The organism is Qipengyuania gaetbuli (genome assembly GCF_020171365.1).
In the GTDB taxonomy this organism is placed as follows: domain Bacteria; phylum Pseudomonadota; class Alphaproteobacteria; order Sphingomonadales; family Sphingomonadaceae; genus Qipengyuania; species Qipengyuania gaetbuli_B.
Genome location: NZ_JAIUZO010000002.1, coordinates 1,696,000 through 1,720,559, shown reverse-complemented (window position 1 = coordinate 1,720,559; position 24,560 = coordinate 1,696,000). Strand labels below are relative to the sequence as shown.

At 64.6% G+C, this 24,560-nt stretch carries 23 protein-coding genes and 1 tRNA gene; 11 read left to right on the top strand and 13 right to left on the bottom strand.

What is annotated here, in order from left to right:
* Nucleotides 1–1,179 (top strand): AI-2E family transporter, encoded by a 1,179-nt coding sequence (locus LCL94_RS09130; protein ID WP_224831929.1) that lies wholly within the window; start codon nt 1–3, stop codon nt 1,177–1,179.
* Between the two features lie 58 nt (nt 1,180–1,237).
* Here the strand turns inward: LCL94_RS09130 and LCL94_RS09125 are convergent, their stop codons facing one another.
* The gene (locus tag LCL94_RS09125) at nt 1,238–1,849 is read right to left on the bottom strand and encodes a superoxide dismutase (protein WP_224831928.1); all 612 of its coding nucleotides are present in this window, start codon (nt 1,847–1,849) and stop codon (nt 1,238–1,240) included.
* Nucleotides 1,850–2,011: 162 nt separating this feature from the next.
* Between LCL94_RS09125 and glmM the strand changes: the two genes are divergently transcribed.
* The 3 genes from glmM to thiD are packed head-to-tail and all read left to right on the top strand — an operon-like array spanning nt 2,012 to nt 4,370.
* On the top strand, nt 2,012–3,349 hold the full coding sequence (gene glmM, locus LCL94_RS09120; RefSeq protein ID WP_224831927.1) for a phosphoglucosamine mutase: 1,338 nt from the start codon (nt 2,012–2,014) through the stop codon (nt 3,347–3,349).
* On the top strand, nt 3,349–3,573 hold the full coding sequence (locus tag LCL94_RS09115; protein WP_224831926.1) for a DUF1272 domain-containing protein: 225 nt from the start codon (nt 3,349–3,351) through the stop codon (nt 3,571–3,573). The genes glmM and LCL94_RS09115 overlap by 1 nt, the downstream gene beginning before the upstream one ends.
* Nucleotides 3,570–4,370 carry a bifunctional hydroxymethylpyrimidine kinase/phosphomethylpyrimidine kinase gene (thiD, locus tag LCL94_RS09110; protein ID WP_224831925.1) on the top strand — a complete coding sequence of 267 codons (801 nt, stop codon included), beginning with the start codon at nt 3,570–3,572 and terminating at the stop codon, nt 4,368–4,370. The genes LCL94_RS09115 and thiD overlap by 4 nt, the downstream gene beginning before the upstream one ends.
* Nucleotides 4,371–4,377: 7 nt before the next feature.
* Here thiD and LCL94_RS09105 read toward each other — a convergent pair whose 3' ends face one another.
* Together LCL94_RS09105 and LCL94_RS09100 are read right to left on the bottom strand one after the other, a co-directional pair.
* On the bottom strand, nt 4,378–5,268 hold the full coding sequence (locus LCL94_RS09105) for an LOG family protein (protein WP_224831924.1): 891 nt from the start codon (nt 5,266–5,268) through the stop codon (nt 4,378–4,380).
* Between the two features lie 54 nt (nt 5,269–5,322).
* Nucleotides 5,323–5,398, bottom strand: a tRNA-Trp gene (locus tag LCL94_RS09100).
* Between the two features lie 88 nt (nt 5,399–5,486).
* Between LCL94_RS09100 and aat the strand changes: the two genes are divergently transcribed.
* Nucleotides 5,487–6,170: a leucyl/phenylalanyl-tRNA--protein transferase gene (gene aat, locus LCL94_RS09095; RefSeq protein ID WP_224831923.1), complete on the top strand. Its 684-nt coding sequence runs from the start codon at nt 5,487–5,489 to the stop codon at nt 6,168–6,170.
* Here the strand turns inward: aat and LCL94_RS09090 are convergent.
* From LCL94_RS09090 to LCL94_RS09075, 4 genes are read right to left on the bottom strand one after another with little or no spacing between them, the layout of a single operon-like run.
* A complete protein-coding gene (locus LCL94_RS09090; RefSeq protein WP_224831922.1) occupies nt 6,119–6,607 on the bottom strand; it encodes a DUF2155 domain-containing protein in 489 nt (162 codons plus the stop codon). The genes aat and LCL94_RS09090 overlap by 52 nt on opposite strands.
* A gap of 2 nt (nt 6,608–6,609) precedes the next feature.
* Nucleotides 6,610–7,008: an NADH:ubiquinone oxidoreductase subunit NDUFA12 gene (locus LCL94_RS09085; RefSeq protein WP_224831921.1), complete on the bottom strand. Its 399-nt coding sequence runs from the start codon at nt 7,006–7,008 to the stop codon at nt 6,610–6,612.
* Between the two features lie 58 nt (nt 7,009–7,066).
* Entirely contained in the window at nt 7,067–7,564 is a 498-nt protein-coding gene (locus LCL94_RS09080; protein WP_222554632.1) for a DUF192 domain-containing protein, read from the bottom strand.
* A 26-nt stretch (nt 7,565–7,590) separates the two neighbouring features.
* Nucleotides 7,591–8,166: a regulatory protein RecX gene (locus tag LCL94_RS09075; protein ID WP_224831920.1), complete on the bottom strand. Its 576-nt coding sequence runs from the start codon at nt 8,164–8,166 to the stop codon at nt 7,591–7,593.
* A 128-nt stretch (nt 8,167–8,294) separates the two neighbouring features.
* Here LCL94_RS09075 and LCL94_RS09070 point away from each other — a divergent pair, with 128 nt between their 5' ends.
* The 4 genes from LCL94_RS09070 to LCL94_RS09055 all read left to right on the top strand — a co-directional run bounded on the left by LCL94_RS09070 (nt 8,295) and on the right by LCL94_RS09055 (nt 12,467).
* Nucleotides 8,295–10,028, top strand: a complete 1,734-nt coding sequence (locus LCL94_RS09070; RefSeq protein WP_224831919.1) for a fatty acyl-AMP ligase — start codon at nt 8,295–8,297, stop codon at nt 10,026–10,028.
* A gap of 111 nt (nt 10,029–10,139) precedes the next feature.
* The gene (locus tag LCL94_RS09065) at nt 10,140–11,390 is read left to right on the top strand and encodes a toxic anion resistance protein (RefSeq protein ID WP_407692161.1); all 1,251 of its coding nucleotides are present in this window, start codon (nt 10,140–10,142) and stop codon (nt 11,388–11,390) included.
* Between the two features lie 10 nt (nt 11,391–11,400).
* Complete coding sequence (locus tag LCL94_RS09060; protein WP_224831918.1) at nt 11,401–12,159, top strand: hypothetical protein; 759 nt, start codon at nt 11,401–11,403, stop codon at nt 12,157–12,159.
* A complete protein-coding gene (locus tag LCL94_RS09055) occupies nt 12,159–12,467 on the top strand; it encodes a polyhydroxyalkanoic acid system family protein (RefSeq protein WP_224831917.1) in 309 nt (102 codons plus the stop codon). The genes LCL94_RS09060 and LCL94_RS09055 overlap by 1 nt, the downstream gene beginning before the upstream one ends.
* A gap of 9 nt (nt 12,468–12,476) precedes the next feature.
* Here LCL94_RS09055 and LCL94_RS09050 read toward each other — a convergent pair whose 3' ends face one another.
* A complete protein-coding gene (locus tag LCL94_RS09050) occupies nt 12,477–13,121 on the bottom strand; it encodes an energy transducer TonB (protein ID WP_224831916.1) in 645 nt (214 codons plus the stop codon).
* 154 nt (nt 13,122–13,275) lie between these two features.
* Between LCL94_RS09050 and LCL94_RS09045 the strand changes: the two genes are divergently transcribed.
* Nucleotides 13,276–16,074: an ATP-binding protein gene (locus LCL94_RS09045; RefSeq protein ID WP_224831915.1), complete on the top strand. Its 2,799-nt coding sequence runs from the start codon at nt 13,276–13,278 to the stop codon at nt 16,072–16,074.
* Between the two features lie 73 nt (nt 16,075–16,147).
* Here LCL94_RS09045 and LCL94_RS09040 read toward each other — a convergent pair whose 3' ends face one another.
* The 3 genes from LCL94_RS09040 to LCL94_RS09030 all read right to left on the bottom strand — a co-directional run bounded on the left by LCL94_RS09040 (nt 16,148) and on the right by LCL94_RS09030 (nt 21,220).
* Nucleotides 16,148–18,667, bottom strand: a complete 2,520-nt coding sequence (locus LCL94_RS09040; protein WP_224831914.1) for a TonB-dependent receptor — start codon at nt 18,665–18,667, stop codon at nt 16,148–16,150.
* A 268-nt stretch (nt 18,668–18,935) separates the two neighbouring features.
* Nucleotides 18,936–19,877, bottom strand: coding sequence for an isopenicillin N synthase family dioxygenase (locus tag LCL94_RS09035; RefSeq protein WP_224831913.1), 942 nt, complete (start codon nt 19,875–19,877; stop codon nt 18,936–18,938).
* A 14-nt stretch (nt 19,878–19,891) separates the two neighbouring features.
* Nucleotides 19,892–21,220 (bottom strand): NupC/NupG family nucleoside CNT transporter, encoded by a 1,329-nt coding sequence (locus LCL94_RS09030; RefSeq protein WP_224831912.1) that lies wholly within the window; start codon nt 21,218–21,220, stop codon nt 19,892–19,894.
* Between the two features lie 134 nt (nt 21,221–21,354).
* Between LCL94_RS09030 and LCL94_RS09025 the strand changes: the two genes are divergently transcribed.
* Nucleotides 21,355–22,050: a queuosine precursor transporter gene (locus tag LCL94_RS09025; RefSeq protein ID WP_224831911.1), complete on the top strand. Its 696-nt coding sequence runs from the start codon at nt 21,355–21,357 to the stop codon at nt 22,048–22,050.
* On the opposite strand, the gene LCL94_RS09020 is transcribed toward LCL94_RS09025, so the two are convergent.
* Entirely contained in the window at nt 22,047–23,033 is a 987-nt protein-coding gene (locus tag LCL94_RS09020) for a radical SAM protein (RefSeq protein ID WP_224831910.1), read from the bottom strand. The two genes, LCL94_RS09025 and LCL94_RS09020, sit on opposite strands and share 4 nt — an antisense overlap.
* Nucleotides 23,030–24,445, bottom strand: a complete 1,416-nt coding sequence (locus LCL94_RS09015; protein WP_224831909.1) for a dihydrolipoyl dehydrogenase family protein — start codon at nt 24,443–24,445, stop codon at nt 23,030–23,032. The genes LCL94_RS09020 and LCL94_RS09015 overlap by 4 nt, the downstream gene beginning before the upstream one ends.
* Between the last annotated feature and the right edge of the window lie 115 nt (nt 24,446–24,560).

Below are 24,560 nucleotides of genomic sequence, written 5' to 3'. Positions count from 1 at the left end.
ATGAGCGAGAGCGAACCCGACAAGCGGCCGCAAGAAGGCCCTGCAACGCCGCACCATATGCCGCGTTACGCCTTCGCGCAGCAGGAACTGCGCCTGATTTCCGCGCTGGTGCTGATCCTAGGTGCGGGGCTGTTCCTCGCCTTGCCCTTTGTCCTGTCGATCGGGTCGGTCGTGTTCCTGCCGGTGGTCACCGCGGTCATCCTGACCGTCATCCTCTCACCGCTGGCGGACAAGCTGAACGGCTGGGGCCTGCCCAACGCGCTCGCATCGCTGGTTTCGCTGGTCGTGTTCTTCGCGATTTTGCTGCTCGCGCTCGCGCTGATACTGCAGCCCGCGATCACGCTGTTCGACGAGCTGCCCGCGCTGGTCCAGCGCGTGGGCGAACGCTTCCTCGAATTGCGCGAACGATTCTCGTGGATCGAGCAGATCAACCGCCAGCTGGTCGAGCTGGTCGAGCGTGACGGCCAGCCGCGCGAAGTGGTTCTGGCTACGCCCAGCTACCTCGAGGAACTGGCCTTTGCGACGCCGACCGTCATCATCGAGGCGATCCTGACGCTGCTGATGGCCTATTTCATGATCGAGGCGCGCGTGCGCCTGCGCCAGAAACTGCTGTTCGGGCGCACCAGCTTCGGGTCGAGCATCAAGGCCGCCCGCGTCATCCGCGAAGTGCAGGACCGGGTCGCCGCCTACATACTGACCGTTGGCTGGATCAACGCGTTGGTCGGCGTGATAGTCGCGCTCGGGGCATGGGCACTGGGCGTCGATGCGCCGATCATGTGGGGCGGCCTTGCCGCGATCCTCAACTTCCTGCCCTATATCGGGCCCACCGTGATGGTCGGCCTGCTCGCCCTGTTCGGGATCGGCACGGCGGACACGGTCCTGCTCGGCCTCGTCCCCGCGCTCGCCTATCTCGGCCTCCACACGATCGAGGCCAATGTGGTGACACCGTCGATCCTCGGCGCGCGGTTCACCATGAACCCCGTGCTGATCCTGATCGCACTGTCCTATTTCACCTGGATCTGGGGCGCGTTCGGCGCGCTACTGTCGGTGCCCATCCTGCTGATGCTGACCGCATTGTTCGACCATGTCGGCCGTCCCAATCTCGTCGGCTTCATTTTCGGCGAGCCGCTATTCCCGGGCAGCATATTGGGCGAGGAAGACCACACCCCCGAAAACTGAAAGGCCCGCCGCGCATCGTCAGCGCAGCGGGCCATCTGTCTCAGCCTTGTGGCTCAGCTCAGGAAGGATACTTCCAGGTGCTGCCGCGCGACAGATTGTCGTGCGCGAAGCTCCAGTTAAGCTTGCCGTTGACGGCTTCGAGATATTCCGGGCGGGCGTTCTGGTGATCGAGGTAATAGGCGTGTTCCCACAGGTCGATCACGAGCAGCGGATTGACGCCGTCCTGGTCGGCCAGCGTGTCGCCGTCATGGGTTTCCTCGATCGTCAGCTTGCCGTCCTTTTCGGCCAGCCAGACCCAGCCGCTGGCAAAATGGCCGGTGCCGCGTTCCTTGAGCTTGGCCTTGAGGTCGGCAACCGAACCGAAAGCGGCTTCGATCATGCTCTTCAGTTCGTCGGAAATCGAAGTTTCCGAAGCAGCCATCGAATGCCAGTAGAAGCCGTGGTTCCAGCTCTGCGCGGCATTGTTGAAGAGGCCCTGGTTGCTGCCGCGCGCGGCAGCGATGACGTCTTCGAGGCTCTTGCCGGCAAGATCGGTGCCTTCGATCGCGGCGTTGGTCTTGTCGATATAGGCCTTGTGGTGCTTGCCGTGGTGGTACGACAGCGTGCGGGCCGAAACCGCCGGTTCCAGCGCGGTGTCGTCGTAAGGCAGGTCGATCAGCTCAAAAGCCATGGATGGTTCCCCTTTTGGTGTCCGTGTTCGTTTCGCGATTTACCCAGCCAACGCATGGGCGCGCGGGTGGTTGCATAGCGGCTGGGAAAATCCGCGCCATGGCTTTTATTCCGCGCCATTCGCGGCCAAGACGTTAGCGCAAAGAAACGGAGCGCAAATTCAATGGCACGCAAGTTCTTCGGCACCGACGGCATCCGCGGGCGGACCAACGAAGGCGTGATGACCGCGGCCACCGCCATGCGTGTCGGCCAGGCGGCGGGCACGCATTTCCTGCGCGGAGGACACCGGCACCGGGTGGTAATCGGCAAGGACACGCGCCTGTCGGGCTACATGATGGAAAGCGCGCTGGTGGCCGGCTTCACCAGCGTGGGCATGGACGTGGTGATGACCGGGCCGTTGCCCACCCCCGCCATCGCGCTGCTGACCCGCGAAATGCGCGCCGACCTCGGTGTCATGATCTCGGCCAGCCACAATCTATACGAGGACAATGGCATCAAGCTGTTCGGTCCAGACGGCTTCAAGCTGTCCGACGAGGCCGAGGCGGCGATCGAGCTGCTGCTCGAACAGGAGCCGCTTCTGGTCCAGCCCGACCGCATCGGGCGCGCCCGGCGGATCGACGATGCGCGCGGGCGCTACATCCACGCGATCAAGCAATCGGTCGCCTCCGACATCCGCTTCGACGGGCTGAAGGTGGTGGTCGATTGCGCCAATGGCGCGGCCTATCAGGTGGCCCCCTCGGCCATCTGGGAACTGGGCGCGGACGTGATCGCGATGGGCATCGAACCCAATGGCACCAACATCAACCAGGGCGTCGGCTCGACCTCGCTCGATGCGATCAAGGCCCGCGTGGTCGAGGAGGGCGCGGATATCGGCATTGCCCTCGACGGCGATGCGGACCGCCTGATCGTGATCGACGAGAAAGGCCAGGCGGTCGACGGCGACCAGATCATGGCATTGATCGCGACCCGCCTCCACGCCCGCGGCGACCTCAGGGGCGGCGGCGTGGTGGCGACGGTGATGAGCAATCTCGGCCTCGAACGCTACCTTCAGACACAGGGCCTGACGCTGGAACGCGCCAAGGTCGGCGACCGCTACGTGCTCGAAAAGATGAAGGAAGGCGGTTTCAACGTCGGCGGTGAACAGTCGGGCCACATGATCCTGCTCGATCACGGGACCACCGGCGACGGCACGGTTGCGGCGCTGCGCGTGCTTGCCAGCCTCGTACGCTCGGGCAAGCCGGCCAGCGAATTGCTGCACGTCTTCGACCCCGTACCCCAGCTGCTCAAGAACGTGCGCTATTCCGGCGGCAAGCCGCTGGAAGCCGACAGCGTGAAGCAGGTCATCGCGGATGCGGAAAAGGAGCTGGAAGGCACCGGCCGCCTTGTCATTCGCCCCTCCGGCACCGAACCGGTCATCCGTGTCATGGCGGAAGGCGACGATGCGGCGCAGGTCGAACGGATCGTCGACCGGATCTGCGATGCGGTGAGGGAGGCCGTCTGATGCTGGAAATGCGTCCCGATTGCGAACGCTGCGGTGCCGATACGCCGGCAGATGCGCCCGGCGCCTTCATCTGCAGCTTCGAATGCACGTTCTGCGCGGACTGCGCCGAGGCGCTCGACGACCTGTGCCCCAATTGCGGAGGCGAGCTGATGGATCGCCCGACCCGCGCGCGCAAGCTGCTCGACAAGTTCCCCGCCTCGACCGAGCGGAAGTCCAAGGGATGAGCGGCGCCCCGCCGCGCGTGCTGACCATTGCCGGCTCCGATCCTTCAGGGGGCGCCGGCATCCAGGCCGACATCAAGACCATCACCATGCTCGGCGGCTATGCCATGAGCGCGATCACCGCCGTGACGGCCCAGAACACCACCGGCGTGCAGGGGGTGGAGGTTTTCTCGCCGGACTTCGTGATGCAGCAGGTGGAAAGCTGCCTGTCCGACATCGGTACCGATGCGATCAAGATCGGGATGCTCGGCTCACCCGAAATCGCCATGCGCCTTGCCGAAAGGCTCGACACCTTTTCCGGCCCCATCGTCTTCGATCCGGTCATGGTGGCGACCAGCGGGTCCGAGCTGGCAAGCGCGGAGACCGTCAATGCCTTCGGCGCGCTGATGGATATCGCCACCGTCGTCACGCCCAACCTGCCCGAACTCGCGGCACTGACGGGCCGCGCCGACATTCCCGACGACGAGGTCTTCGACGCCGCGCGCGTCCTGGCGGAAAAGCACGATACGGTGGTGCTGGCCAAAGGCGGCCACGGCGAAGGCGACGAAGTGCTGGACCGCGCCGTGTCCTCGACCGGCAAGCTGGCGAGCTTCGGCCATGCGCGCATCGATACGCCGCACACCCACGGCACGGGCTGTACGCTGTCGGCGGCGCTTGCGACCTTCCTCGCCTACGGCCAACCGACGACGCACGCCATCAGGCTGGCGCGCGGCTTCGTCTATGCGGCAATTGAGAATGCCCCGGGCTTCGGCGCAGGCTCCGGCCCGCTCGGGCACCAGGCGGTGCGCAAGCTGGGCTAGGCCTGCCTCAGCAGCCGAGGTTGTAGAAGTCGCAGAGGTATTCCCACGCCTCTTCCGCGGTTTCGCACCAGCGGAACAGCTCGAGATCCTTCTTCGAGATCGTGCCTTCTTCCGCGATGGCTTCGAAGTTCACCACCCGCGTCCAGAAATCCTTGCCGAACAAGAGGATCGGGATCGGCTTCATCTTGCCGGTCTGGATCAGGGTCAGCAACTCGAAGAATTCGTCGAACGTGCCGAACCCGCCCGGGAAAACGGCCACCGCCCGCGCACGCAGCAGGAAGTGCATCTTGCGCAGCGCGAAATAGTGGAAGTTGAGCGACAGATAGGGCGTCACATACTGGTTGGGCGCCTGTTCGTGCGGCAGGATGATGTTGAGGCCGATGGATTCCCCGCCCGCCTCGCTCGCACCGCGATTGGCCGCTTCCATGATCGAGGGGCCGCCGCCCGAGCAGACGACGAACTGGCGCTTGCCGTTCTCGATGATCGACTTTTCCGTCGCCAGCTTCGCCAGCTTGAGCGCCTCGGTATAATATTTGGACTTCGCCACAAGGCTCTCGACCACCTTGCGGTCTTCCTCGGGCAGGTCCTTCGCGCCTTCGAGCGCGGTTTCGACAGCTTCGGGCGGGGGGATGCGGGCGCTGCCGTACATCACCAGCGTCGAGCCAATGCCTGCCTCGTCGAGAATCATCTCGGGCTTGAGCAGTTCGAGCTGGAAGCGGACCGGCCGCAATTCCTCGCGCAGGAGGAAGTCCTTGTCCTGGAAAGCGAGCTTGTAACTGGGGTGTTCGGTCTGCGGCGTGTGGACCTCGAGGCCCTTCTTCTCGAACTTGGCTTCCTGTTCGGCCGCGTAGAACTTGCGGTCCTGGATGCCGCGCTTTTGCTTTTCTTCTTCTGTCATGACGGGCGCAGTAGGCCCCGCCGATGAAAGCGACAAGTCATTGAAGAAAGGAAATGGCAGGGGTGACAGGATTCGAACCCGTGGCCCTCGGTTTTGGAGACCGATGCTCTACCAGCTGAGCTACACCCCTGCAGCCGAGGGCGCGCATTAGTCGCTCTGTGCGCTGCTGGCAAGCCGCGTATCGCATGGAAATGCAAACTGCTAGGATGGTCCCTGCCATGCATGCCCCCGTGCCCGAACTGATCCCTGTCGAGCTGCTGCTGCACGCCTATCGCAGCGGCATCTTCCCCATGGCCGACCACCGCGGAGACCGCGAGGTGTACTGGGTCGAACCGCGCGAGCGCGCGATCATCCCGCTGGGCGGCTTCCGTTTCTCCAAGAGCCTGCGCAAGGTAGTGAAACAGGACCGCTTCCGCGTGACCTGCGACCACGATTTCCGCGCGGTCATCGCCGCCTGCGCCGAGCCGCGCGAGGAACACGCGGAAAGCTGGATCAGCTACCAGATCGAATCGAGCTACATTGCGCTGCACGAGGCAGGCCATGCCCATTCCATCGAGGTGTGGGACGACGGCGCGCTGGTCGGCGGGCTCTACGGCGTGGCCTTCGACCGGGTGTTCTGCGGCGAGAGCATGTTCAGCCGCACCGACAATGCCAGCAAGACCGCGCTGGCCTGGCTGGTCGCGGCCATGCGCGAGGCGGGTTATGCGCTGCTCGACTGCCAGTTCATGACTGACCACCTGGCAACCATGGGGGCGGTGGCCCTGCCCCAGTCGGCCTATCTGGAGAAATTGCGCGAGGCGCGCGGTCCCGCGTCAGGATCGATACCGCGGGCCGTGGCCGCGGCGAACGCTCATTCCTCGCCCGGGAATTCCATCGCGCAGTCCTTGACCCAGATGTCGTAGATCGGGTGCTCGACCACGTTCAGGCTGGGCGAGTTCTTGAACAGCCAGCCCGAAAAGATCTTGCGGAACTGGTTCTCGCTGCCCCGGTCGAGGACGAGGACCTGCACGAAAGCGCCGGTTTCCTGCGACATTTCCCACGGCGCGGTGCGCTCGCAAGCCGAAAGGCGCACGATCACGCTGCCCACGCGCTGCTGCTGGCCGGGCTTCAGTTCGAGCTCGCGGGTCTCGTTGTTACGCTTGTTGAGCAGGCCGATCGTCGCGACCCGGTCTTCCATCGGCGTGCCGATCGCGGCTTCAGCGGCGGCTTCGACCTTGGGCAGTTCGACGCGCTTCAGCTCGTCGGGAATTTCAGTGCTGACAGCTTCCGGCTCGGGCGGGTCCTGCGAACAGGCAGCCAGCAAGGCCAGGCTGCAAAGGATCGCACCGGCGCGGAGCACGATCAGGCGTCCGGCGACCAGGCTTCGTAATCGCCGACGGCGGCGGCGCGCTTGCCGCCGCGTTCGAGCGCGCCCTGCGGACGGTATGCAGAGGCGGTGCCGGTGGCATTCGGCGTGTAATCGGCTTCCCAGATGCGCGGCGCGGGCAGGAAGCTTTCCGGCACGTCGTCACCCGAACCGTGCAGCCAGCCGTGCCATTCGGCCGGCACGCGGCTGGCATCGTTGGTGCCGGCGTAGATCACCCAGCGGCGTTCGCGCTGGCCTTCGCCGCGCTTCTTCGAACGGTAGTACTTGTTGCCCTGCGCGTCGGTTCCGACGTGTTCGCCGTTGCGCGAGGACCACAGCATGGTGCCGATGGTGGCACCGTCCCACCAGGTGAAGATCTTTCCGAGTACGCTCATGGCCGCGCGCCTAGCCGATTCCCGCGCGTGCGCCAAGCGCGCGCATGCGGGAAATCGCCTACCATTCGACGAGATCGCCCGGCCCGATGCCGAGTTCGGCCGCCAGGCCGCCGCGGATTTCCAGCACGCCGCTGGTGAGCCCGTCCGAATAGACCGATTCGAGCGAATAGGGTTCGGTCATGGCGGCGATGTTGAGGATGCGCCCGTCGGTGCCGATGAAAATGATGTCGAGCGGCAGCGGCGTGTTCTTCATCCAGAAGCTGCGCGCGGTCTGCGGCACGCTGGGGAAGATCATCGCAGCATCGTCGGGCAGTTCGGTGCGGAACATCAGCCCCTTGCCCTGCGCCTCGCGCGAATCGGCCAGTTCGGCGCGGAAGACGTGCTTCACCTTGCCCTTGGTCACGGTGACCGGGATGATCTTGAGGCCGGAGATCGGATGCACTTCGTCCTGCGCCTGCTGCGAGGCCGAAGGTGCCGGCTCGTTTGCCGTGCCCTGCTGGGCGCAGGCCATCAGCGCCAGCGGGAGTGCACAGATCAGCGCGGAGCGGAATTTCATGCCGTATTTCCTGTAGTTGGGCCCGGTTATTCGCCCTCTTCGAGCCATTCGTCGAGAGCGCTTTCGTCGCGGGCGGACAGTACCGCCTGCGCATGGGCGAAGGTGTGGCCTGCACGGACCATCGCCGCAAGCTGCTTTTCGCGCCGCTTGTGGCGCTCTTCCACCGGTTCGTCTTCGTGGCCGACACCGAAGGGGCCGAATCGGCGCCGCCTGGCAAGCGATATGGCCGCCTGCCGCGCCTCGCGTTCGGCCGGAGCGAGCTCGTCGCGCAGCCCCTCGTCGAGACCCGCCGACCGTAGCGTCTCGTCCACCCGCCGTGCGCCATAGCCGCGGGCGAGCAGGCCGCTGGCCTTCATTCGTCCGAACCCGCGATCGTCGACATAGCCGCGATCGACGAATTTCCCGACCAGTCCATCAACATCGGGGCCTTCATCGCCGTCCCAGCCGCGTTCGCGCAGCTTGCGATTGAGATAGGTGCGCAGCTTGCCCGCGCTGGTGGCGAACCGCGCGACATAGGCCAGCGCGAGATCGTTCAGGCGCGTGCGGTCGAGCGGTTTGGGCGTGCGACGACTTCGCCGCGATGTTGCGTTACGTTCAACCATCGGCCATATTCGTGCCACACTCCTTATCGAATGGAAAAGCTCGATAACGCGCCGGCTCGGGTTGCACGGCGTACGGAACAATGGGGATGGCCGCAAGGCACTGACTTTTCACGGGAATCGTAATAAAAATGACCGACGCCGCATTGACGCCGACGCCCAATGACTGCGACCTGCCGAGGCGCAGGGCCGATTTCGACACCTTCAACGAGGCGGTCGATTACGCTGCGCGCAGCGAAAAAGGACTCAATTTTCACGATATGCGCGGCGACCTCGTGCGCCCCTATCCCTTCAGCGAGATGCGCGAAGACGCGCTGAAGTTCGCGCGCCAGCTGGTCGCTGCCGGCATCGGCAAGGAAGACCGCGTCGCGCTGATCGCGGAAACCTGCCCCGAATTCGCCGCCCTGTTCTGCGCCTGCACCTATGTCGGCGCCTGGCCGGTCCCGCTGCCCCTGCCCACCGGCTTCGGCGGCAAGGAAGGCTATATCGACCAGCTGTCGGTCCAGCTGCAGAGCAGCGATCCCAAGATGCTGATCTATCCCGGCGAGATCGAGGAGATGGCGCAGGCCGCTGCCGAACGGCAGCGCTGCGAAGGCCAGAGCTGGCAGGACTTCAGCCAGCGCCCCGACCCGGAATGCGAACTGCCCGAAGCCCGGCCCGACGACATCTGCTACTTGCAGTATTCGTCCGGCTCGACACGCTTCCCCACCGGCGTTGCGGTCACCCACCGCGCGCTGCTGCACAATCTCTTCGGCCATTCGACCGGCGTGGACCTCGGCGTCAACGACCGCGTGGTCAGCTGGCTGCCGTGGTACCATGACATGGGCCTCGTCGGCTGCCTGCTCTCGCCGATCGCGAACCAGGCATCGGTCGACTATCTCAAGACCGAACACTTCGCCCGCCGCCCGCTGGCGTGGCTCGACCTCATCAGCCGCAACAAGGGCAACACGCTCAGCTATTCGCCGACCTTCGGCTACGACATCTGCGCGCGCCGCATCTCCAGCCAGAGCCACGTGGGCGACCGCTTCGACCTGTCGCGCTGGCGCACGGCGGGCAATGGCGCGGACATGATCCGCCCCGACGTGATGCAGAGCTTCGTCAATGCCTTTGCGCAGGCCGGTTTCAAGGCCAGCGCCTTCACGCCCAGCTACGGCCTTGCCGAAGCGACGCTGGCGGTCACCGTCATGCCGCCTGGCGAAGGTATCCGCGTCGAACTGGTCGAGGAAGAACGCCTGTCGGGCCGTCCGCGCAATCTCGACAATCCGGCGCGCTATCGCGCCATCGTCAATTGCGGCAAGGCCCTGCCCGGCATGGAAGTCGAAATCCGCGACGAAAACGGCAAGGCCAAGGGCGACCACCAGATCGGCAAGGTCTGGTGCCGCGGCACCAGTGTCATGCATTCCTACTTCCGCAACGAGGAAGCGACCAACGAGTGCCTCGTGGACGGCTGGCTCGACACGGGCGACATGGGCTATCTTGCCGATGGCTACCTGTTCATCGTCGGCCGCGCGAAGGACATGATCATCATCAACGGCAAGAACCTCTGGCCGCAGGATATCGAATGGGCGGTCGAACAGCTGCCCGGCTTCAACCACGGCGACATCGCCGCCTTCTCGATCGAGACCGAGAACGGCGAGGAAGCGCCTGCCGTGCTGGTCCATTGCCGCGTGTCCGATCCGGAAGAGCAGGTCCGCCTGCGCGACCAGATCGCCGACAAGGTTCGCGGCGTCACGGGCATGAGCTGCGTCGTCGAACTGGTTCCGCCGCGCACGCTGCCGCGCACCAGCTCGGGCAAGCTCAGTCGTGCAAAAGCCAAGCGGCTTTACCTCGCCGGCGAAATCCAGCCGCTCGACCTGGCGGCCTGATTCAAGGCGATCCGTCGCAATTCAACGTGCTGTCCTGCGATGGCACCTTGAAACTCGTGTTATAGAGACCTAATACAGAAGGAAATCTTCTGGGAGGCCTCTTGTAGTTCCATGAGTGACGAAAAACCTCAGGCAGCCGCCGCTCCGTCCGCAGCCAAGCCCGCCGCCACGGCGACCATGGCTCCGCCCGAATTCGACCTGACGCCGCCCGATCCGGTGCCGGCCGTCGCGCCCGAGAAGGCCGCCGGGCTCGTTCCCGTGTCGGACGAGGTGAAGAGCAAGCTCGAAACCAAGGTCGACGGCTTCGTCGCCGACCTCATCGCGCAGGACGCCAATTCGCCCGAATTCGGCAAGAAGGTCGACCAGCTCACCAACATGGGCCGCAAGGAAATCATGGCGGCCGCCGGCATGTCCAACCGCTTCCTCGACCGCCCCGTGCGCGCGATGGACAAGGACGAAGGCGTGGGCGCCAACCTCGCCGAACTGCGCCGCGTGGTGGAAGATCTCGATCCGGGCAAGCGCGGCAAGCTGTCGGGAACGCGCAAGTTCCTCGGCATCATTCCCTTCGGCAACAAGCTGACGAATTATTTCCGCTCGTACCAGAGCGCGCAGACGCACATCCAGTCGATCCTCCTGAACCTTGCCAGCGGCAAGGACGAGCTGATCATGGACAATGCCGCGATCGACGTCGAACGGCAGAAGCTGTGGGAGGCGATGGGCAATCTGGAACAGATGATCCACATCTCCAACACGCTGGACCAGAAGCTGGAAGAAAAGGCCGCCGAACTCGACGCGACCGATCCGGCCAAGGCCAAGGCCGTGCGCGAGACTGCGCTGTTCTATGTCCGCCAGCGCACGCAGGATCTGCTCACCCAGATGGCGGTGAGCGTGCAAGGCTATCTCGCTCTCGACCTCGTCAAGAAGAACAATGTCGAGCTGGTGAAGGGCGTCGACCGCGCCAGCACCACCACCGTCGGCGCGCTGCGCACGGCTGTGACGGTCGCGGAGGCGATGACCAACCAGCGCCTCGTGCTGGGCCAGATCACCGCGCTCAACGAAACGACTGCCGGCATCATCGACTCCACCAGCACCATGCTGCGCGACCAGACCGGCAAGATCCACGAACAAGCCGCCGCCAGCACCATCCCGCTGGAAACGCTCCAGCGCGCCTTCCAGAACATCTACGACACGATGGACGAGGTCGATGCCTTCAAGCTGCGCGCGCTCGACAGCATGAAGCAGACCGTGACCCTGCTAACGAGCGAGGTCGAGAAGTCGAAGGGGTATATCGCACGCGCCGAAGGGCAGGCCCAGGCGCAGAAGCAGGTCGCTGAAAGCGGCCTGCTGAGCATCGAGGGCTGAGGAGCGAGCCTTGGGCGACCTTACCCGCGAAAGCCAGCGCCTGATCGAAGAAGGCCGCCGCCTGCGCGATGACAACCGTTCCGGCGGTCGTCACCGCCGCACCGTGTCCATCGGCGAAGGCTCGGCCAGGGAAAAGCGCAAGCACCTGATGACCAAGGCGCGCAACGTGGTCATCGCCCTGTTCGCCCTGTGGGTCGGCATGGGCGTGCTGGGCCTGATCGTCGACGGCATCGGCTTTGCCGGCATCATGGCCCTGATCGTTGCCAGCGTCGTCGCGGTCGGCATCTTCGGCAATTATCCCAAGATGAAGGTCCCCAAGCGCGCCGAGATCAACAAGGGGAATGTCCAGCAGATGGTCGCGCGCACCGAGCTGTGGCTCGAACACCAGCGCCCTGCCCTGCCCCCGCCGGCAGTAAACCTCGTCGACCAGATCGGCGTGCAGCTCGACGGGCTCGGCTACCAGCTCGACGGGCTCGACCAGAACCACCCCAAGGCGCGCGAAATCCGCAGCCTGGTGGGCGAGCAATTGCCGGAAATGGTCGACAGCTATCGCAAGATCCCTGCCCACCTGCGCACCGAAAAGCGCGCCGGCGTGACGCCCGACGAGCAGCTAACCGACAGCCTTTCCAAGATCAGCGGTGAAATCGATTCGATCACGCGCCAGCTGGCCGAAGGATCGCTCGACGACCTGGCGATCAAGCACCGGTACCTCGATTACAAGTTCGGCAGCGGTGCCGAGACCAGTCCGCAACTGGAGCACAAGAGCTGATGCGCGTCCCGATCGCCCACGAACTTCCCAAGGAGGAAGTCCGCCGCCGCCTGTCCGACCACAGTCACGAAATCGCCGAGGTCGTGCCCGGCGGCATGGCCGACGTGACCGTGTCATGGGCCAACGAGGACACGATGAACGTCGATGTCACGACCATGGGCCAAACGCTCAAGTCGCGCGTGCTGGTGGAAGACAACCAGGTCGTGTTCGAGGTGGATATCCCGCTCGCGCTGTCCTTCGTCGAACCGATGATCAAGGGCGCGATCAAGAGCAAGGGCGAGAAGTTGCTCGCCCCGCCCAAGGCCTAGACGCCACTCCTAGTTGAAGAACCGCTGCTGGTAATAGAAGGGCGCCGATACCGGCTGGCCTTCGGCATTGCGCGCGGGTTCGAACCGCAGCTGGTCCAGCGCCAGTCGGCACACAGTCGCATCGGTTTCCGGGAACGGGCTGGCGCGGTAGATCGAACAGGTCACTGCGCGGCCTTCCGCCGACACGGTCAGCTTCACGATCACGGACTTCCCGATCCGCGCCTCGCGCCCGCCGGGCGGGACGGGAAAGGCACTGGCGTCCGTGATCGCACGGACCAGCACCGGCTTCGTCGCAGCGACGCCGCCCTGCCCGCCGCCGCCGCGTCCCGCACCCGTGCCAAGACCGCTTCCGGCAGCACCGGTGCCATCGCCCGATTGGGTTGCGCCTGAATCGGTCGCGGTTCCGGTCGAGGAGGCGCGCGGCACGGGCCGGTCCTCGCGCACCTGCCGGCGCGGCGTTGGCGCGGTTACCGGCTGCGGCACCGCCTCGCGACCAGGATCACCCTGCGCGCCCTCGTCCGGTTGCGGCTCGACCTCGGGCGTTTCCTCTTCCGGCGCGGTGACGGTCACCGTGAAGGCAGAGACGACCTCGCGCTCCACCGTGGCGACGACGCCCGGCGCCAGGGCACGTATTAGTGCGTAGAAGATTCCCAAATGAATCAACAGTATGAGGGCGATAACCCAAGCGTTGGGCCGCCTCCTAGTCGTGCTGAACCGGGTTTCGCTTTCGGTCATTGCACCCCAACGGAAAAGGGGGCGCACCTGTTCCGACCCGCCCGCCGTTCGGGTCATGGCTAGGAGATCGTCCATGGCAACGCAACCACTGCGCCCCTCGCTGACGGGCTGGAGTCGCCGCATCGATTTGCGCATGCTTTTGGCCGCCCTGCTGGGCTTCGCGGGGTTCGCCCTGCTCGCCTATGCCAGCATCGACCTGACGCGCGGGTCCGGGCGGATCGCCGTCGTCTGGCTGCCGAATGCGATAGCCGTCGCGGTCCTATTGCGCGCCCGCATTTCCAACGAGCGCGTGTTCCTGCTTGCGCTGTTCGCGGGTAATCTGGTGGCCAACCGGATCGTCGGGGACGAGATATTCACTGCGCTGGCTCTCTCCCTCGCCAATGTCGTGGAGATCTGGATCGCGGTCGAAATCGTTCGCAAGCTGGCCGGTCCCCGTCCCCGGATGGGCGACACCGACGAGTTGATGCGCTTTGTATTCGGAGCCTGCCTTACAGCGCCGCTGGCTTCGGCGACTATCGCATCGCTGGCGCTGTCGGGCGGAGAGGCGACGCTTGCCGGGCTGCTGCAATGGGCCGCGTCCGATGCGCTGTCGATGATCATCATCGCGCCCTCTGTGCTGGTCTTCTGGGACGCGCTGGAAAGCCCGCGCTGGCCAACCGCCCGCGAGGTCCTCGAATGGACGTTTCTGACCACGCTTGGCACCGGTGTGACGCTGGTGGTCTTCCTGCAGACCGCCTACCCGCTGCTGTTCCTCGTGCCGCCGGTCATCGTCTGCCACGCTTTCCGCCTGGGCGTGCTTGGGACGGCTTTCTCGGTCCTGAAGGTGGCGACCATCGCGCTGGTCTGCACGCAGGCTGGCACAGGTCCGATCAATCTCATGCCCATGCCGCTCTACGCCCAGCTTCTGGTTCTCGAGGCATTTCTGGCCTCCTCGGTTCTTGTCGGCTTCCCGGTCGCCGCCATCCTTTCGACCCGCGAGCGGCTGCTGCGCGAGGTGCGCGAGGGCAAGAAGCAGATGGCACTGCTGGCGGACAACATCACCGATGCGATACTGCGATACGATTTGGAGGGCGTATGCACCTACGCCTCTCCCTCGACCCGCCACGTGCTTGGCGCGGACCCGCGCGAATTCGTCGGACGGCGCACGTCGGAGCGCGTCCATCCCGAAGCGCGCAAGGCTATCGCCGCAGCGCAGGAGCGGCTGCTGTCAGGAAGCAGTAGGAGCGAACGGTTCACCTATCGTCGTTTCCTCGACGATACGGCCGGAGAGGCCGTCTACATTGAAGCGGACTGCGCGCTGGCGCTGGATAGTGCGACGGGGGAACGCGAGGGCATCATTGTCTCGGCGCGCGACGTGACCAAGCGCGTCGCGCTGGAAAGGAAGTTGAAGCGCGCGACCCGCCATGCGGAAAACGCCGCGCGGGCGAAGGCGCAGTTCCTCGCAAACATGAGCCACGAGATCCGCACCCCCATGAACGGCGTGCTGGGTTTCGCGGACCTCCTCACCCGCTTGGAACTCGATCCGGAAGCCGCCCGCTATGCCGATCTCATTTCGCGTTCCGGCCGTTCGATGATGATGCTGCTGAACGATATCCTCGATATCTCGAAGATCGAATCCGGACAGCTGGTCATCAATTACGAGGACTTCGACCTGCCGGTCCTGATCGACGACTGCGTCAGGCTGCATATGGATGGCGCCGGCCAGAAAGGCATCGCGCTGACACTGTCCTGTCCGCCGGACATACCGCACCTCCTGCGCGGCGACCCGCTGCGCCTGCGCCAGATCTTGCTCAACCTCGTCGGCAATGCGGTGAAGTTCACCGAGAAAGGGCGGGTGGATATCTCGGTCCGGGTCGAAGGTTCGAACCTCGTGATCGATGTCGAAGACAGCGGGATCGGGATCGCCCCCGACCGGATCGACAATATCTTCGATCCGTTCGTCCAGGAGGAGGCGAGCACGACGCGCAGGTTCGGCGGGACCGGCCTTGGCCTCGCCATTTCGCGGCAACTTGCCGAAATTCTCGGCGGATCGCTGGGAGTGGATTCGATGCCTGGCGTCGGCTCGCGCTTTTCGCTGCGGGTGCCGCTGGAACAGGCCAAGGGCGCAGTGCCCGGTCCGCATCCGAAAGAACGGCGGGCCGGGCAAGTGCAGGCCCCAAAGGCGAACGGCCGCATCCTGCTGGCCGAAGATCACGACATCAACCGGATGCTCGTCGCTGCGATGCTCGAGGACCTGGGACAGAGGGTGCGCATCGCGCATGACGGTGCCGAGGCCATTGCGGCCGTGCTCGATGCAGCGGACAGCGGCGATCCCTTCGACATCGTGCTGATGGATATCCAGATGCCGGGCTGCGACGGCTATACTGCAACGCGCGAAATCCGCCGGAGCGGGATCACGCCGGGCGACCTGCCGATCATCGCGCTCACCGCAAACGCCTTTCCCGAAGACATCGCTGCGGCGCTGGAATCGGGGATGCAGGCCCACCTTGCAAAACCGCTCGTATTCGAGGAGCTGGCCGCATCGCTTGCCCGCTGGCTGCCGGTGAGCATCGTGCCTGACGTTGCCGCGACCTCGGGGCAGCCCGGAAACAGCGTGCCCGCGACCGGGCACTCACCCGAAATGCAGGAACGCTGGCTCGCGCGCCGCACTGAAGCGATCGAAGCGGTCGCCGCTGCGGTGGAAGAAGACGTTCTCGAAGGCGTCCGGGTCGAGGAACTGGCCCGCACGGTGCACAAGCTTGCCGGCACTGCAGGCATATTCGGCGAAGAAAGGCTGGGTGAAAAGGCGGCGGCGCTGGAACGTGCCCTGCGCTCCAATGTGGAGCCGCTCGTTCGGCGCAAGCTGGCCGAAGAACTGCTCGCGGCGGCCTGACCGTAAGTTCGGGCAAAGAAAAAGGGCGGCCCCGCATGGGAGCCGCCCTCTTCTTTTCGGTTCGCGATCCGGCTTAGTAGCCGATGATCAGCGAAATGCTGCCGGCGCGCGGAGCACCGATCTGTGCGAAGCCGAAGTCGTCCAGCGAGCCACCGAAGAAGCCGATGTAATATTCATCGAACAGGTTGGTGAGGTTCAGCTGGATGGCTGCGTCACCGCCGGTTGCGAATTCGCCGAGCGTGATACGCGCGTCGAGGTCGACCACGGTGTAGGACGGAGCCTTGTCCTGGTTGGTGTCGTTGATCCAGCGCGGACCGGTGTGCTTCACCTGGGCGCCCAGTTCGAAGTCACCGAAGGCGATCTGGCCGCGGCCACCGAACGAGTAGGTCGGGGTACCCGATTCCTGCTTGCCGGCGGTCGGGATCACGCCGTTCTCGTCAAGCACGTCGTCCTGGATTTCGGAGTCGTTGTACGAACCGAAGACATACAGGAGCGAGTTGCGCGACGGACGGTAGGCGATCGAGCCATCGATGCCCCACTTGTCGACCTTGCCGAGGTTACGGAAGACGAACTCGCCTTCGCCGTTGTTGGCAGTCGGGTCGAACGCAACCGCGAGGCGGTTGTTGTACTTGGTGTAGTAGGCACCAAGCTGGGCTTCGATGTCACCGTTCTGGTAACGCATGCCGAGGTCGAAGCTGTCGGTCGTTTCCGGAACCGGACGAGCGAAGTCTTCATCGGCGAAGTACAGCGAATCGTACAGCGGGTCGGTGCCGGGGACCGAGAGGCCCTTGGCGTAGTTACCGAACACCGACATCGCGTCGCTGATGTCGTAGGTGAAGCCGACGTTCGGCAGCAGTTCGTCATACTTGTAGGTACGCGACTGCGGCGCGGCGTGGTCGTCGTTGAACGAAGCGTTCACGTAGTTCGACAGGTCCGCACCCGGGTTCGGACAGTCGACGAAGCCGCCAGCCGAGGTGGTGAAGCAGTTCTGGTTCAGCTCACGGGTAAAGAACGGAGCGCGCAGGGCGAGCTTCGCGGTGAGGTCGCCGAACTGGCCGGTGTACTCTGCCGAAACCTGGTGCAGGATGGCATAGGACAGGCGGTCACGCTTCTGGACGGGGTTGCCGTTCACGTCGAGCACCGGCTCGTCGATCGCGAACACGTTCCACGGTTCACCGTTCTCGTACATGCCGCTGATTTCACCGGTCTGACGGTGACGTGCACGGTCCCAGGTGTAGGTCAGACGCGCACGATGGTTGTCGGCGATGTCGTAGATCAGGTTGGCAATGACGCCGTAACGGTCGGTCGTGGTCTGGCTCGGGTCGGTACCTGCCAGGCGGTCGAGCAGGTCGCCGTCGCCGTTGAGGTCGCGGCCGAAGTAGTAACCGCCGTTGAAGGCACCCGTGTAGGAGCCGCCGTTCACAGTGAAGAACTGTTCACGCAGATCGTCGGGGCCGCCACCGTTCGCCTTGACGTACTGGTAGCTCGGATCGAACGTGAAGGTCAGGCTGTCACCGATGCTGAAGCGCGAGGCGCCGCGGATGTTGCCCGTGTTCGACGGGTTGTAGCGACGGTAGAATGCCGCGCCGCAACCGTTGCGATCGTCGTAGCGGTCGCTGACGCCGGGGTTGCCCACGCCGCCGACCAGTTCGTCGGCCGCGATGCTGCAGGGATATTCGCCGTTGGTCTCGTAGATCGAGAAACGGCCTTCCTTGTCGTTGTAGGTGACGCCGTTGATTTCGACTTCGCCATCTTCAGCCATCGGCAGGAGGAAGCGCAGGCTTTCCGAACCGGCGAAGTTGTTGCGGTTCTCGTTGTAGTGGCCCGAAACCGCCACGAAGTCGCCGTTCGAACCCAGGTCCTGCCAGATGCGGGCGTTGAACTGCTTCTTATCGATCTTGCCGTACGGGTTATAGGGAACGCCGTAGCTGGTGTAGCTGGCCGAACCGAACATCTTGAGGCCGTTGCCGGTGATGTCGCCGGTGTCGAGCATCACGAAACCGCGCATGTAGACGGTGTCTTCTGCGCCCTTCGAGAGGACATCGCCGAAGGTCATCGTCGCGGTGATGCCGGCGTCGTCGCTGGGCTCACGCGTACGGATGTTGATCGTGCCGCCGGTTGCCGAAGCAGTCGGGCTGTCGACGTCGGTGGTGCCGAGGTTGACGTTGACCTCTTCGAGGACTTCCGGGTCGACCTGCTGGTTGGTGTAGAGGGCGTAGTTACCCGAATCGTTCAGCGGCAGGCCGTCGAGGGTCTGCGAAACGCGGTCCGAGCTGAAGCCGCGGATGGTGAAGCCACCGCCCGACGAACCCCAGGGGTCGTTGTTCTGGAAGCTGACGCCGGGAACCAGGTTCACGATGTCGTTGACCGTCTGGCCCGGACGCTGGCGACGGATGATCTCTTCGTTGAGGACCTGCTTCGCCTTGGTGGTGTTCGGGATTTCGACGCCGCCGACACCGTTATCGGTGGTGCCGGTAACGATGATCACATCGTCATCGAAGTCGATCGAACCGGTCGACTGGGCTGCGGCGGGCATTGCGCCTGCAGCTGCGATACCAGCCACCGACGTGGCCAGGAGATATTTGAACTTCATCGAGAAGACCCCTTCGTCTCTTCGGGTGAATACTTGATGCTTTACGGAAGCGCAGCCCCGCTAGGCCGTGCATGTTTCGGCAAAGCGATGCTTTTGTGACAGAGTCAAGACAGCCACCGGGGGCTGTGAATCAATTGCGCCACAAAAGGGGATAAATTCAAGTAATTCAGTAACTTAGATAAGTTGCAAAATTGCACCATTTGGAATTTATCTTGCCGGCCGGGTTCCGCCGCGGATTTGGGCCCACGGCGGATCGGGGTTGTCCGGATCAGGCGAGATTGATCTCGCGCAGGCGCTGCAGCAGGAAATCGTGGCTGGAAATCGGCGCCGGATGGTCGTCCGGACGCGCCGGATCGATGCAGCTTTCCAGCGTCTCGATCGTGTAGTCCGGGCGGAAGTGCAGGAAGAAGGGCATCGAATAGCGCGCCCGGTATGCCGCCTCGCCGCGCGGATTGACCACGCGGTGCGTGGTCGAACGCAGCTTGCCGTTGGTCAGCCGGTCGAGCATGTCGCCGACATTGATGACCAGCGCGCCTTCCGGAACGTCCACGGCCTTCCATTCGTCCTGCTTGGTCAGCAGTTCGAGGCCGGCCTCTTCCGCGCCCAGCAGCAGCGTGATCGTGTTGATGTCGCCATGCGCTGCGGCACGGATGGCTCCTTCGGCTTCCGCGCCTTCGAGCGGCGGGTAGCGCAGCAGGCGCATGACCGAATTGCCGTCCTTGACGGTGGCGGCGAAGAACTCGCGCGGCAGGCCGAGATGGAGCGCGATCGCCTCCAGCACGCGGCCGCCGGCTTCCTCGAAGGCCGTGTAGAGTTCGGTGAAGGTCTCACGGAAGCCGTCGACCTCGTCCGGCCAGACATTGGCGGCCATGTATTCGGCCAGCTCGTGCCCTTCGGGAAGTTCGCGCCCGACGTGCCAGAATTCCTTGAGGTCGTGGACCTTGGCATCCTTGGCCTTCTCGGTCCCGAACGGCGTGTAGCCGCGTGCGCCGCCCCCGCCCGGGATGTGGTAGGCGCGCTTGGCTTCGTCCGGCAGCGCGAAGAATTCCTTCGACAGCGCTTCGGCGCGGTCGATCAGCTCCTGCGGGATGCCATGGTCGCGGATTACGGCAAAGCCGTATTCCTGGAAGCTGCGGCCAAGTTCGTCGGCGATGTTTTCGAGCGGCTGTGCCAGCGACACAACCGCGATATCGGTGTTGGAATCGGTCATAATGGAAGCGGCCCTTAATACGGTAGGAAGAGTCCCGCCAGTGCCGCGCTCATCAGGTTGGCGAGGCTACCGGCAGCCAGGGCGCGGATACCGAGCTTGGCGATGACCGGTCTTTGATTTGGCGCAAGGCCGCCCGTCACTGCCATCTGGATGGCGATCGAGCTGAAATTCGCAAAGCCGCAGAGCGCGAAAGTGATGATCGCCCGGCTGCGTTCGGTAAGGACAGTCGCGTCCATCGCGCCCAGTTCGATGAAGGCGACGAATTCGTTGAGCACGATCTTGGTGCCGAACAGCCCGCCGGCAGCGCCAGCCTGCTCCCACGGAATTCCGATGAGGTACATGACCGGCGCGAATACATAGCCGAGCAGCTGCTGGAAGCTGATGTCGGGATAGCCGAACCAGCCGCCGATGCCGCCAAGGATGCCGTTGGCGAGCGCGACCAGCGCGACGAAGACCATGACCATGGCACCGACGGCAACCGCCAGCTTCACGCCGGTCTGGGTGCCTTGGGCCGCTGCCTCGATGACATTGGCAGGCTTGTGGCCTTCCTCGAAAGTCTCGGCCACTTCGACCTCGTGCGGCTTGCCGCTTTCTGTGAGAGCCGCCGGCCCGTCGCCGCTGATGCGGGCATCGGGCAGCTTGACTTCGGCCATCTCGGCCGCGTCGCGTGCGAGATCGCTCTCGTCGTCGGGCATGATGATCTTGGCCATCAGGATACCGCCGGGTGCCGACATGAAGGCGGCTGCAAGCAGGAAAGGCACGGCCTCTGCGCCGATGAAGCTGGCATAGGCAGCCAGGATCGTGCCCGCCACGCCGGCCATGCCGACGCTCATCAGGGTGAACAGGCGGCTGGGCGTGAGCGCTGCGAGATAAGGGCGCACGACCAGCGGGCTTTCCGACTGGCCGACGAAGATATTGGCCGCACTGCCGAGCGCTTCCACCTTGGAGATACCCGTAATCCAGCCGATCGCTCCGCCGACCCAGCGCACCAGCCGCTGCATGATACCCCAGTGGTAGAGGATCGAGACGAGCGCGGCGAAGAAGATGATCACCGGCAGGGCGGCGATCACGAAGGTGTTGGTGAAGGGATTGCCCTCCATCGGGCCGAAGATCGCGGTGATACCCGCCTTGGAATAGTCGAGCAGGGCAATGACGCCGTTCGACATCGCCTGGATCGCCTCGACACCCCAGGGCGTGCGCAGGACGAGCAGCGCCATGAGCGCCTGCAATGCGAAAGCCGCGCCCACGACGCGCAGCTTGATGCGGCGCTTGCCGGTGGACAGCAGGAAGGCGATCAGGAGGATCGCGAGGATACCGGCGATATTGACAATGAAAGGCGGCATTGCGGACCCCTTCGCGATGCGACAAGTTGCGGATGAAATCAGCCGCTACCTTGCGCGGCGGGTCCGCTTAGTCAATTTCTGCGCCCTCCGCCAGCGCGCGCTGTCACCAGTTTGAAAGATTGCCCTACCCCGTCATGACCGAAAGCCCGGCCAACGAAACCCGCCTTGCCGCAGCTGCCATGCCGCTCGGCCTGTTCGTCTATATCCTGCTTTACGGGGGCATGACCGTGCTCGCGGGCGTGCTTGCGTTCAAGCAGGTACAGCTGTGGCCGACCGACCTTGCGGTGGAATCGGGCATCTTCGCCTTCCTCCTGCTGGTGGTGATTTCCAGCACCATCGCCCAGCTCTACGGGGAAAAGCTCGCCAACCGGATCGTGTGGTTCGGCTTCGTCCCGTTGCTGATTTCGGGCCTCTTGATGCAGCTCGTGCTGAACCTGCCCGCATCGCCTGAAATGATCGGCGGACGTGCAGAGGACCTGGCAGCGTTCGAGCGGGTCCATGCGACGATCTGGCGAGTCTGGGCGGCCGGACCTGCGGCCTATATCGTCTCGTTGCTGCTCAACGTGTGGATCTTCTCGCGCCTGCGCGGCAATGCCGAAGGCGGCGGCGCGTTTTCACTCATGGCACGCGGCGCGGTCGCGTCTGCGCTGAGCCAGGCAATCGATTCGGTGATCTTCATCACGCTGGCTTTCTACGGCCAGTTCCCGATCACCAACCTCCTCATCGGACAGGTCATCGCCAAGGTGACGCTCAGCATCGTGCTGGTGCCGTTCCTCATCACGGGCGGCGTCGCGCTGGCGAAGTGGCTGGACAGCCGCAAACGCGCCTAGGCCGAGCAGCTGGCCCCGCCCAGCACGCAGAAGCGCGCGCAATGCGGGTGGTTCAGGGCCACCTCTCCGCTCGCCTCTGTCAGCGTTGCGCCAAGGTCGAAACCCGCATCATAGGGGATGAGCGTGCAGGCCGCGACGCGTGGGCCCGGCTCGCCCTTGCGGTGCACGACCATGCGGCTCGATGCGCACATGATGTCGGAAGGTGACTTGCCGAGGATATCCCAGCACGCGGTGGTGATTTCCGCGATGTCCTTGCCTGCGTCCATTTCGGGGAACAGCACCAGCCGCGCAGGGTCATGCGCATCGATTGCAATCCCTTCGGCGGCGAACAGCGCGGCATAGGCGCGGCGCGCCTCCTGCTCGCCCTCGCCCGGCAAGAGGCGTCCGGCAACGGCGATCGAGAAGCCATGGTCCGACAGCCAGCGCAGCCCGTCCATGGCGGGATCCCAGCTGTTGGCACCGCGCTCCGCCTCGTGAACGGGCCGCGAATGGTGGTCGAGGCTCACACGCAGCGTCAGCCGCTCGCCGAACCTTTCGCGCAAGGTGAGCAGTGCGGCCTCGTGCCGTCGCATCGGCCGCATGGCATTGGTCAGGACCAGCGCTTCAAAACCGCGCGTAAGGCATTCTTCCAGCATCGCGAGCATATCGGGGTTCATGAAAGGCTCGCCACCGGTGAAGCCGATTTCGCGGGTCCCCATGCCTGCCGCTTCTTCGAGGAAGCGGTCCGCATCGTGGCTACGCAGATAGACCAGCGCATCATTGGTCGGACTGCTATCGATATAGCAGGTGGCGCAGGCCAGATTGCACAGCGTGCCGGTATTGAGCCACAGCGTATCGAGCCGGACCAGCGGCACGCTCGCGCGCGGTTCGCCTTTGGCAGTGAGCGCCGGATCGACGAATTTTTCGCGCGGCAATGCCGCGGCCTCGACCGCGAAGGGCGATGGGCCAGCCGGTGCGTTGCGGGAAGCCGAACGCGCGTTCACGAAAACCGCCGCCTCATCCGGGCCTGGAACCCGGCCCATTTCTTGGGCAGCGGTCCGAACACGGTCGGCTCCCATGCGGCAAAGGCAGTCGCCTTGGTGATCTCGCTGCGGGTGGGATAGGCGATGACCGCCGAACCTAGCGCGAAGGTGCTGCTCTTGCCGGTGATCGTCTGCGTGTAGGGCAGCAGCAGTTCGCCGACATTCTTGCCCACAAGGCTGGCGCCGACGACCTTGGTGCCCTTGAGCATCACCTTCGCCTGACCCTTGTCGTTACCTTCGGTCAGCGCGCGCTCGTTGTCGTGAAAGCTTTCGATGACGACCCGCAGCTTCTCGCCGTATTTCTCGCGTGCTTCCTGTTCGGTCAGGCCGATCTGGGCGACTTCCGGCTCGGTATAGGTGCACCAGGGCAAGGCCGAATAATCGACCTTGGCGGGCAGGCCGAGCGTGATCTCGAGCGCGACGTTGGAGCCTTCATAGCCCGACACATGGGTCAGGCGCGGCCCGTCGCGGCAGTCGCCGATGGCGTAGATCCCCTTCACCGAGGTGCGGCGGCGTTCGTCTGTCACGATGCCGCCGCGGCCCATCTTCACGCCGATGTCTTCGAGGCCGAAACCTTCGCACCGGGCCTTGCGGCCGGTGGCGATCAGCAGATGCGATCCGTCGATGACCTCCTCGCCGACATGGAGGCGGATAGCGCCATCGCGGCCCTCGACCTTGCTGGCGAGGCCCTTGACGAAGCGCACGCCCTCGCCCTCCATCACCTCGCGCACCAGCGCCACGCTCTCGCGGTCGTCGCGCGCCATCAGCTCGTCCGGCTCGACCACGGTAACGGCGCTGCCGAGGCGGCGGAAGGCCTGCGCCATTTCCATGCCGATCACTCCGCCGCCGACGATCACGAGGTGGTCGGGCAGCGCATCGATGTCGAAGATGGTCTCGTTGGTGAGATAGGGGACGCTGTCCACGCCCTCGATCGGGGGGATGGCCGGCTTCGAGCCGGTGGCGATGACGATCCGCGGCGCGCGCAGGGTGCGCCCGCCGACCTCGACCGACTGGGGCCCCGTCACTTTCGCCCAGTCGCGGATGACCTCGCAGCCCATTTCCTCGAACCGATCTTCGCTGTCATGCGGTTCGATCGCGGCGATGGCATCGCGGATGTGCTGGCGTACGCCGAGCCAGTCGACCTGGGGCTGGTCGAGCGTCACCCCGTAACGCGTGCCTTCGCGCGCCTCTGCCGCACGCTTGGCTGCGGTAATCAGGGCCTTCGACGGCACGCAACCATCGTTCAGGCACTCACCGCCCATCTTGCGCCCCTCGATCAGGGCGACTTCGAGGCCGAAAAGCGCGCAGCCGCCGGCAGCGACAAGTCCTGCGGCCCCGCCGCCGATCACGATCACGTCATGGGTGAATTTCATCGCTTGTCCCGTAACCGAAATTGCTCAAGATGCGAACTCTATCGCATTCCCCCGCCCCTTCGACGGACAGGTCCCATCGGTTACATGACGCAACGGCGCACCGCGTGAAGGTGCT

What these genes read in the sequence shown, in the direction of transcription:
- LCL94_RS09075 (WP_224831920.1), bottom strand. Translation starts at nt 8,166, where the DNA reads ATGGTTGAACGTAACGCAACATCGCGGCGAAGTCGTCGCACGCCCAAA.
- thiD (WP_224831925.1), top strand. Translation starts at nt 3,570, where the DNA reads ATGAGCGGCGCCCCGCCGCGCGTGCTGACCATTGCCGGCTCCGATCCT.
- LCL94_RS09115 (WP_224831926.1), top strand. Translation starts at nt 3,349, where the DNA reads ATGCTGGAAATGCGTCCCGATTGCGAACGCTGCGGTGCCGATACGCCG.
- LCL94_RS09065 (WP_407692161.1), top strand. Translation starts at nt 10,140, where the DNA reads ATGAGTGACGAAAAACCTCAGGCAGCCGCCGCTCCGTCCGCAGCCAAG.
- LCL94_RS09055 (WP_224831917.1), top strand. Translation starts at nt 12,159, where the DNA reads ATGCGCGTCCCGATCGCCCACGAACTTCCCAAGGAGGAAGTCCGCCGC.
- LCL94_RS09080 (WP_222554632.1), bottom strand. Translation starts at nt 7,564, where the DNA reads ATGAAATTCCGCTCCGCGCTGATCTGTGCACTCCCGCTGGCGCTGATG.
- LCL94_RS09035 (WP_224831913.1), bottom strand. Translation starts at nt 19,877, where the DNA reads ATGACCGATTCCAACACCGATATCGCGGTTGTGTCGCTGGCACAGCCG.
- LCL94_RS09085 (WP_224831921.1), bottom strand. Translation starts at nt 7,008, where the DNA reads ATGAGCGTACTCGGAAAGATCTTCACCTGGTGGGACGGTGCCACCATC.
- aat (WP_224831923.1), top strand. Translation starts at nt 5,487, where the DNA reads ATGCATGCCCCCGTGCCCGAACTGATCCCTGTCGAGCTGCTGCTGCAC.
- LCL94_RS09025 (WP_224831911.1), top strand. Translation starts at nt 21,355, where the DNA reads ATGACCGAAAGCCCGGCCAACGAAACCCGCCTTGCCGCAGCTGCCATG.
- LCL94_RS09015 (WP_224831909.1), bottom strand. Translation starts at nt 24,445, where the DNA reads ATGAAATTCACCCATGACGTGATCGTGATCGGCGGCGGGGCCGCAGGA.
- LCL94_RS09040 (WP_224831914.1), bottom strand. Translation starts at nt 18,667, where the DNA reads ATGAAGTTCAAATATCTCCTGGCCACGTCGGTGGCTGGTATCGCAGCT.
- LCL94_RS09070 (WP_224831919.1), top strand. Translation starts at nt 8,295, where the DNA reads ATGACCGACGCCGCATTGACGCCGACGCCCAATGACTGCGACCTGCCG.
- glmM (WP_224831927.1), top strand. Translation starts at nt 2,012, where the DNA reads ATGGCACGCAAGTTCTTCGGCACCGACGGCATCCGCGGGCGGACCAAC.
- LCL94_RS09030 (WP_224831912.1), bottom strand. Translation starts at nt 21,220, where the DNA reads ATGCCGCCTTTCATTGTCAATATCGCCGGTATCCTCGCGATCCTCCTG.
- LCL94_RS09125 (WP_224831928.1), bottom strand. Translation starts at nt 1,849, where the DNA reads ATGGCTTTTGAGCTGATCGACCTGCCTTACGACGACACCGCGCTGGAA.
- LCL94_RS09045 (WP_224831915.1), top strand. Translation starts at nt 13,276, where the DNA reads ATGGCAACGCAACCACTGCGCCCCTCGCTGACGGGCTGGAGTCGCCGC.
- LCL94_RS09130 (WP_224831929.1), top strand. Translation starts at nt 1, where the DNA reads ATGAGCGAGAGCGAACCCGACAAGCGGCCGCAAGAAGGCCCTGCAACG.
- LCL94_RS09105 (WP_224831924.1), bottom strand. Translation starts at nt 5,268, where the DNA reads ATGACAGAAGAAGAAAAGCAAAAGCGCGGCATCCAGGACCGCAAGTTC.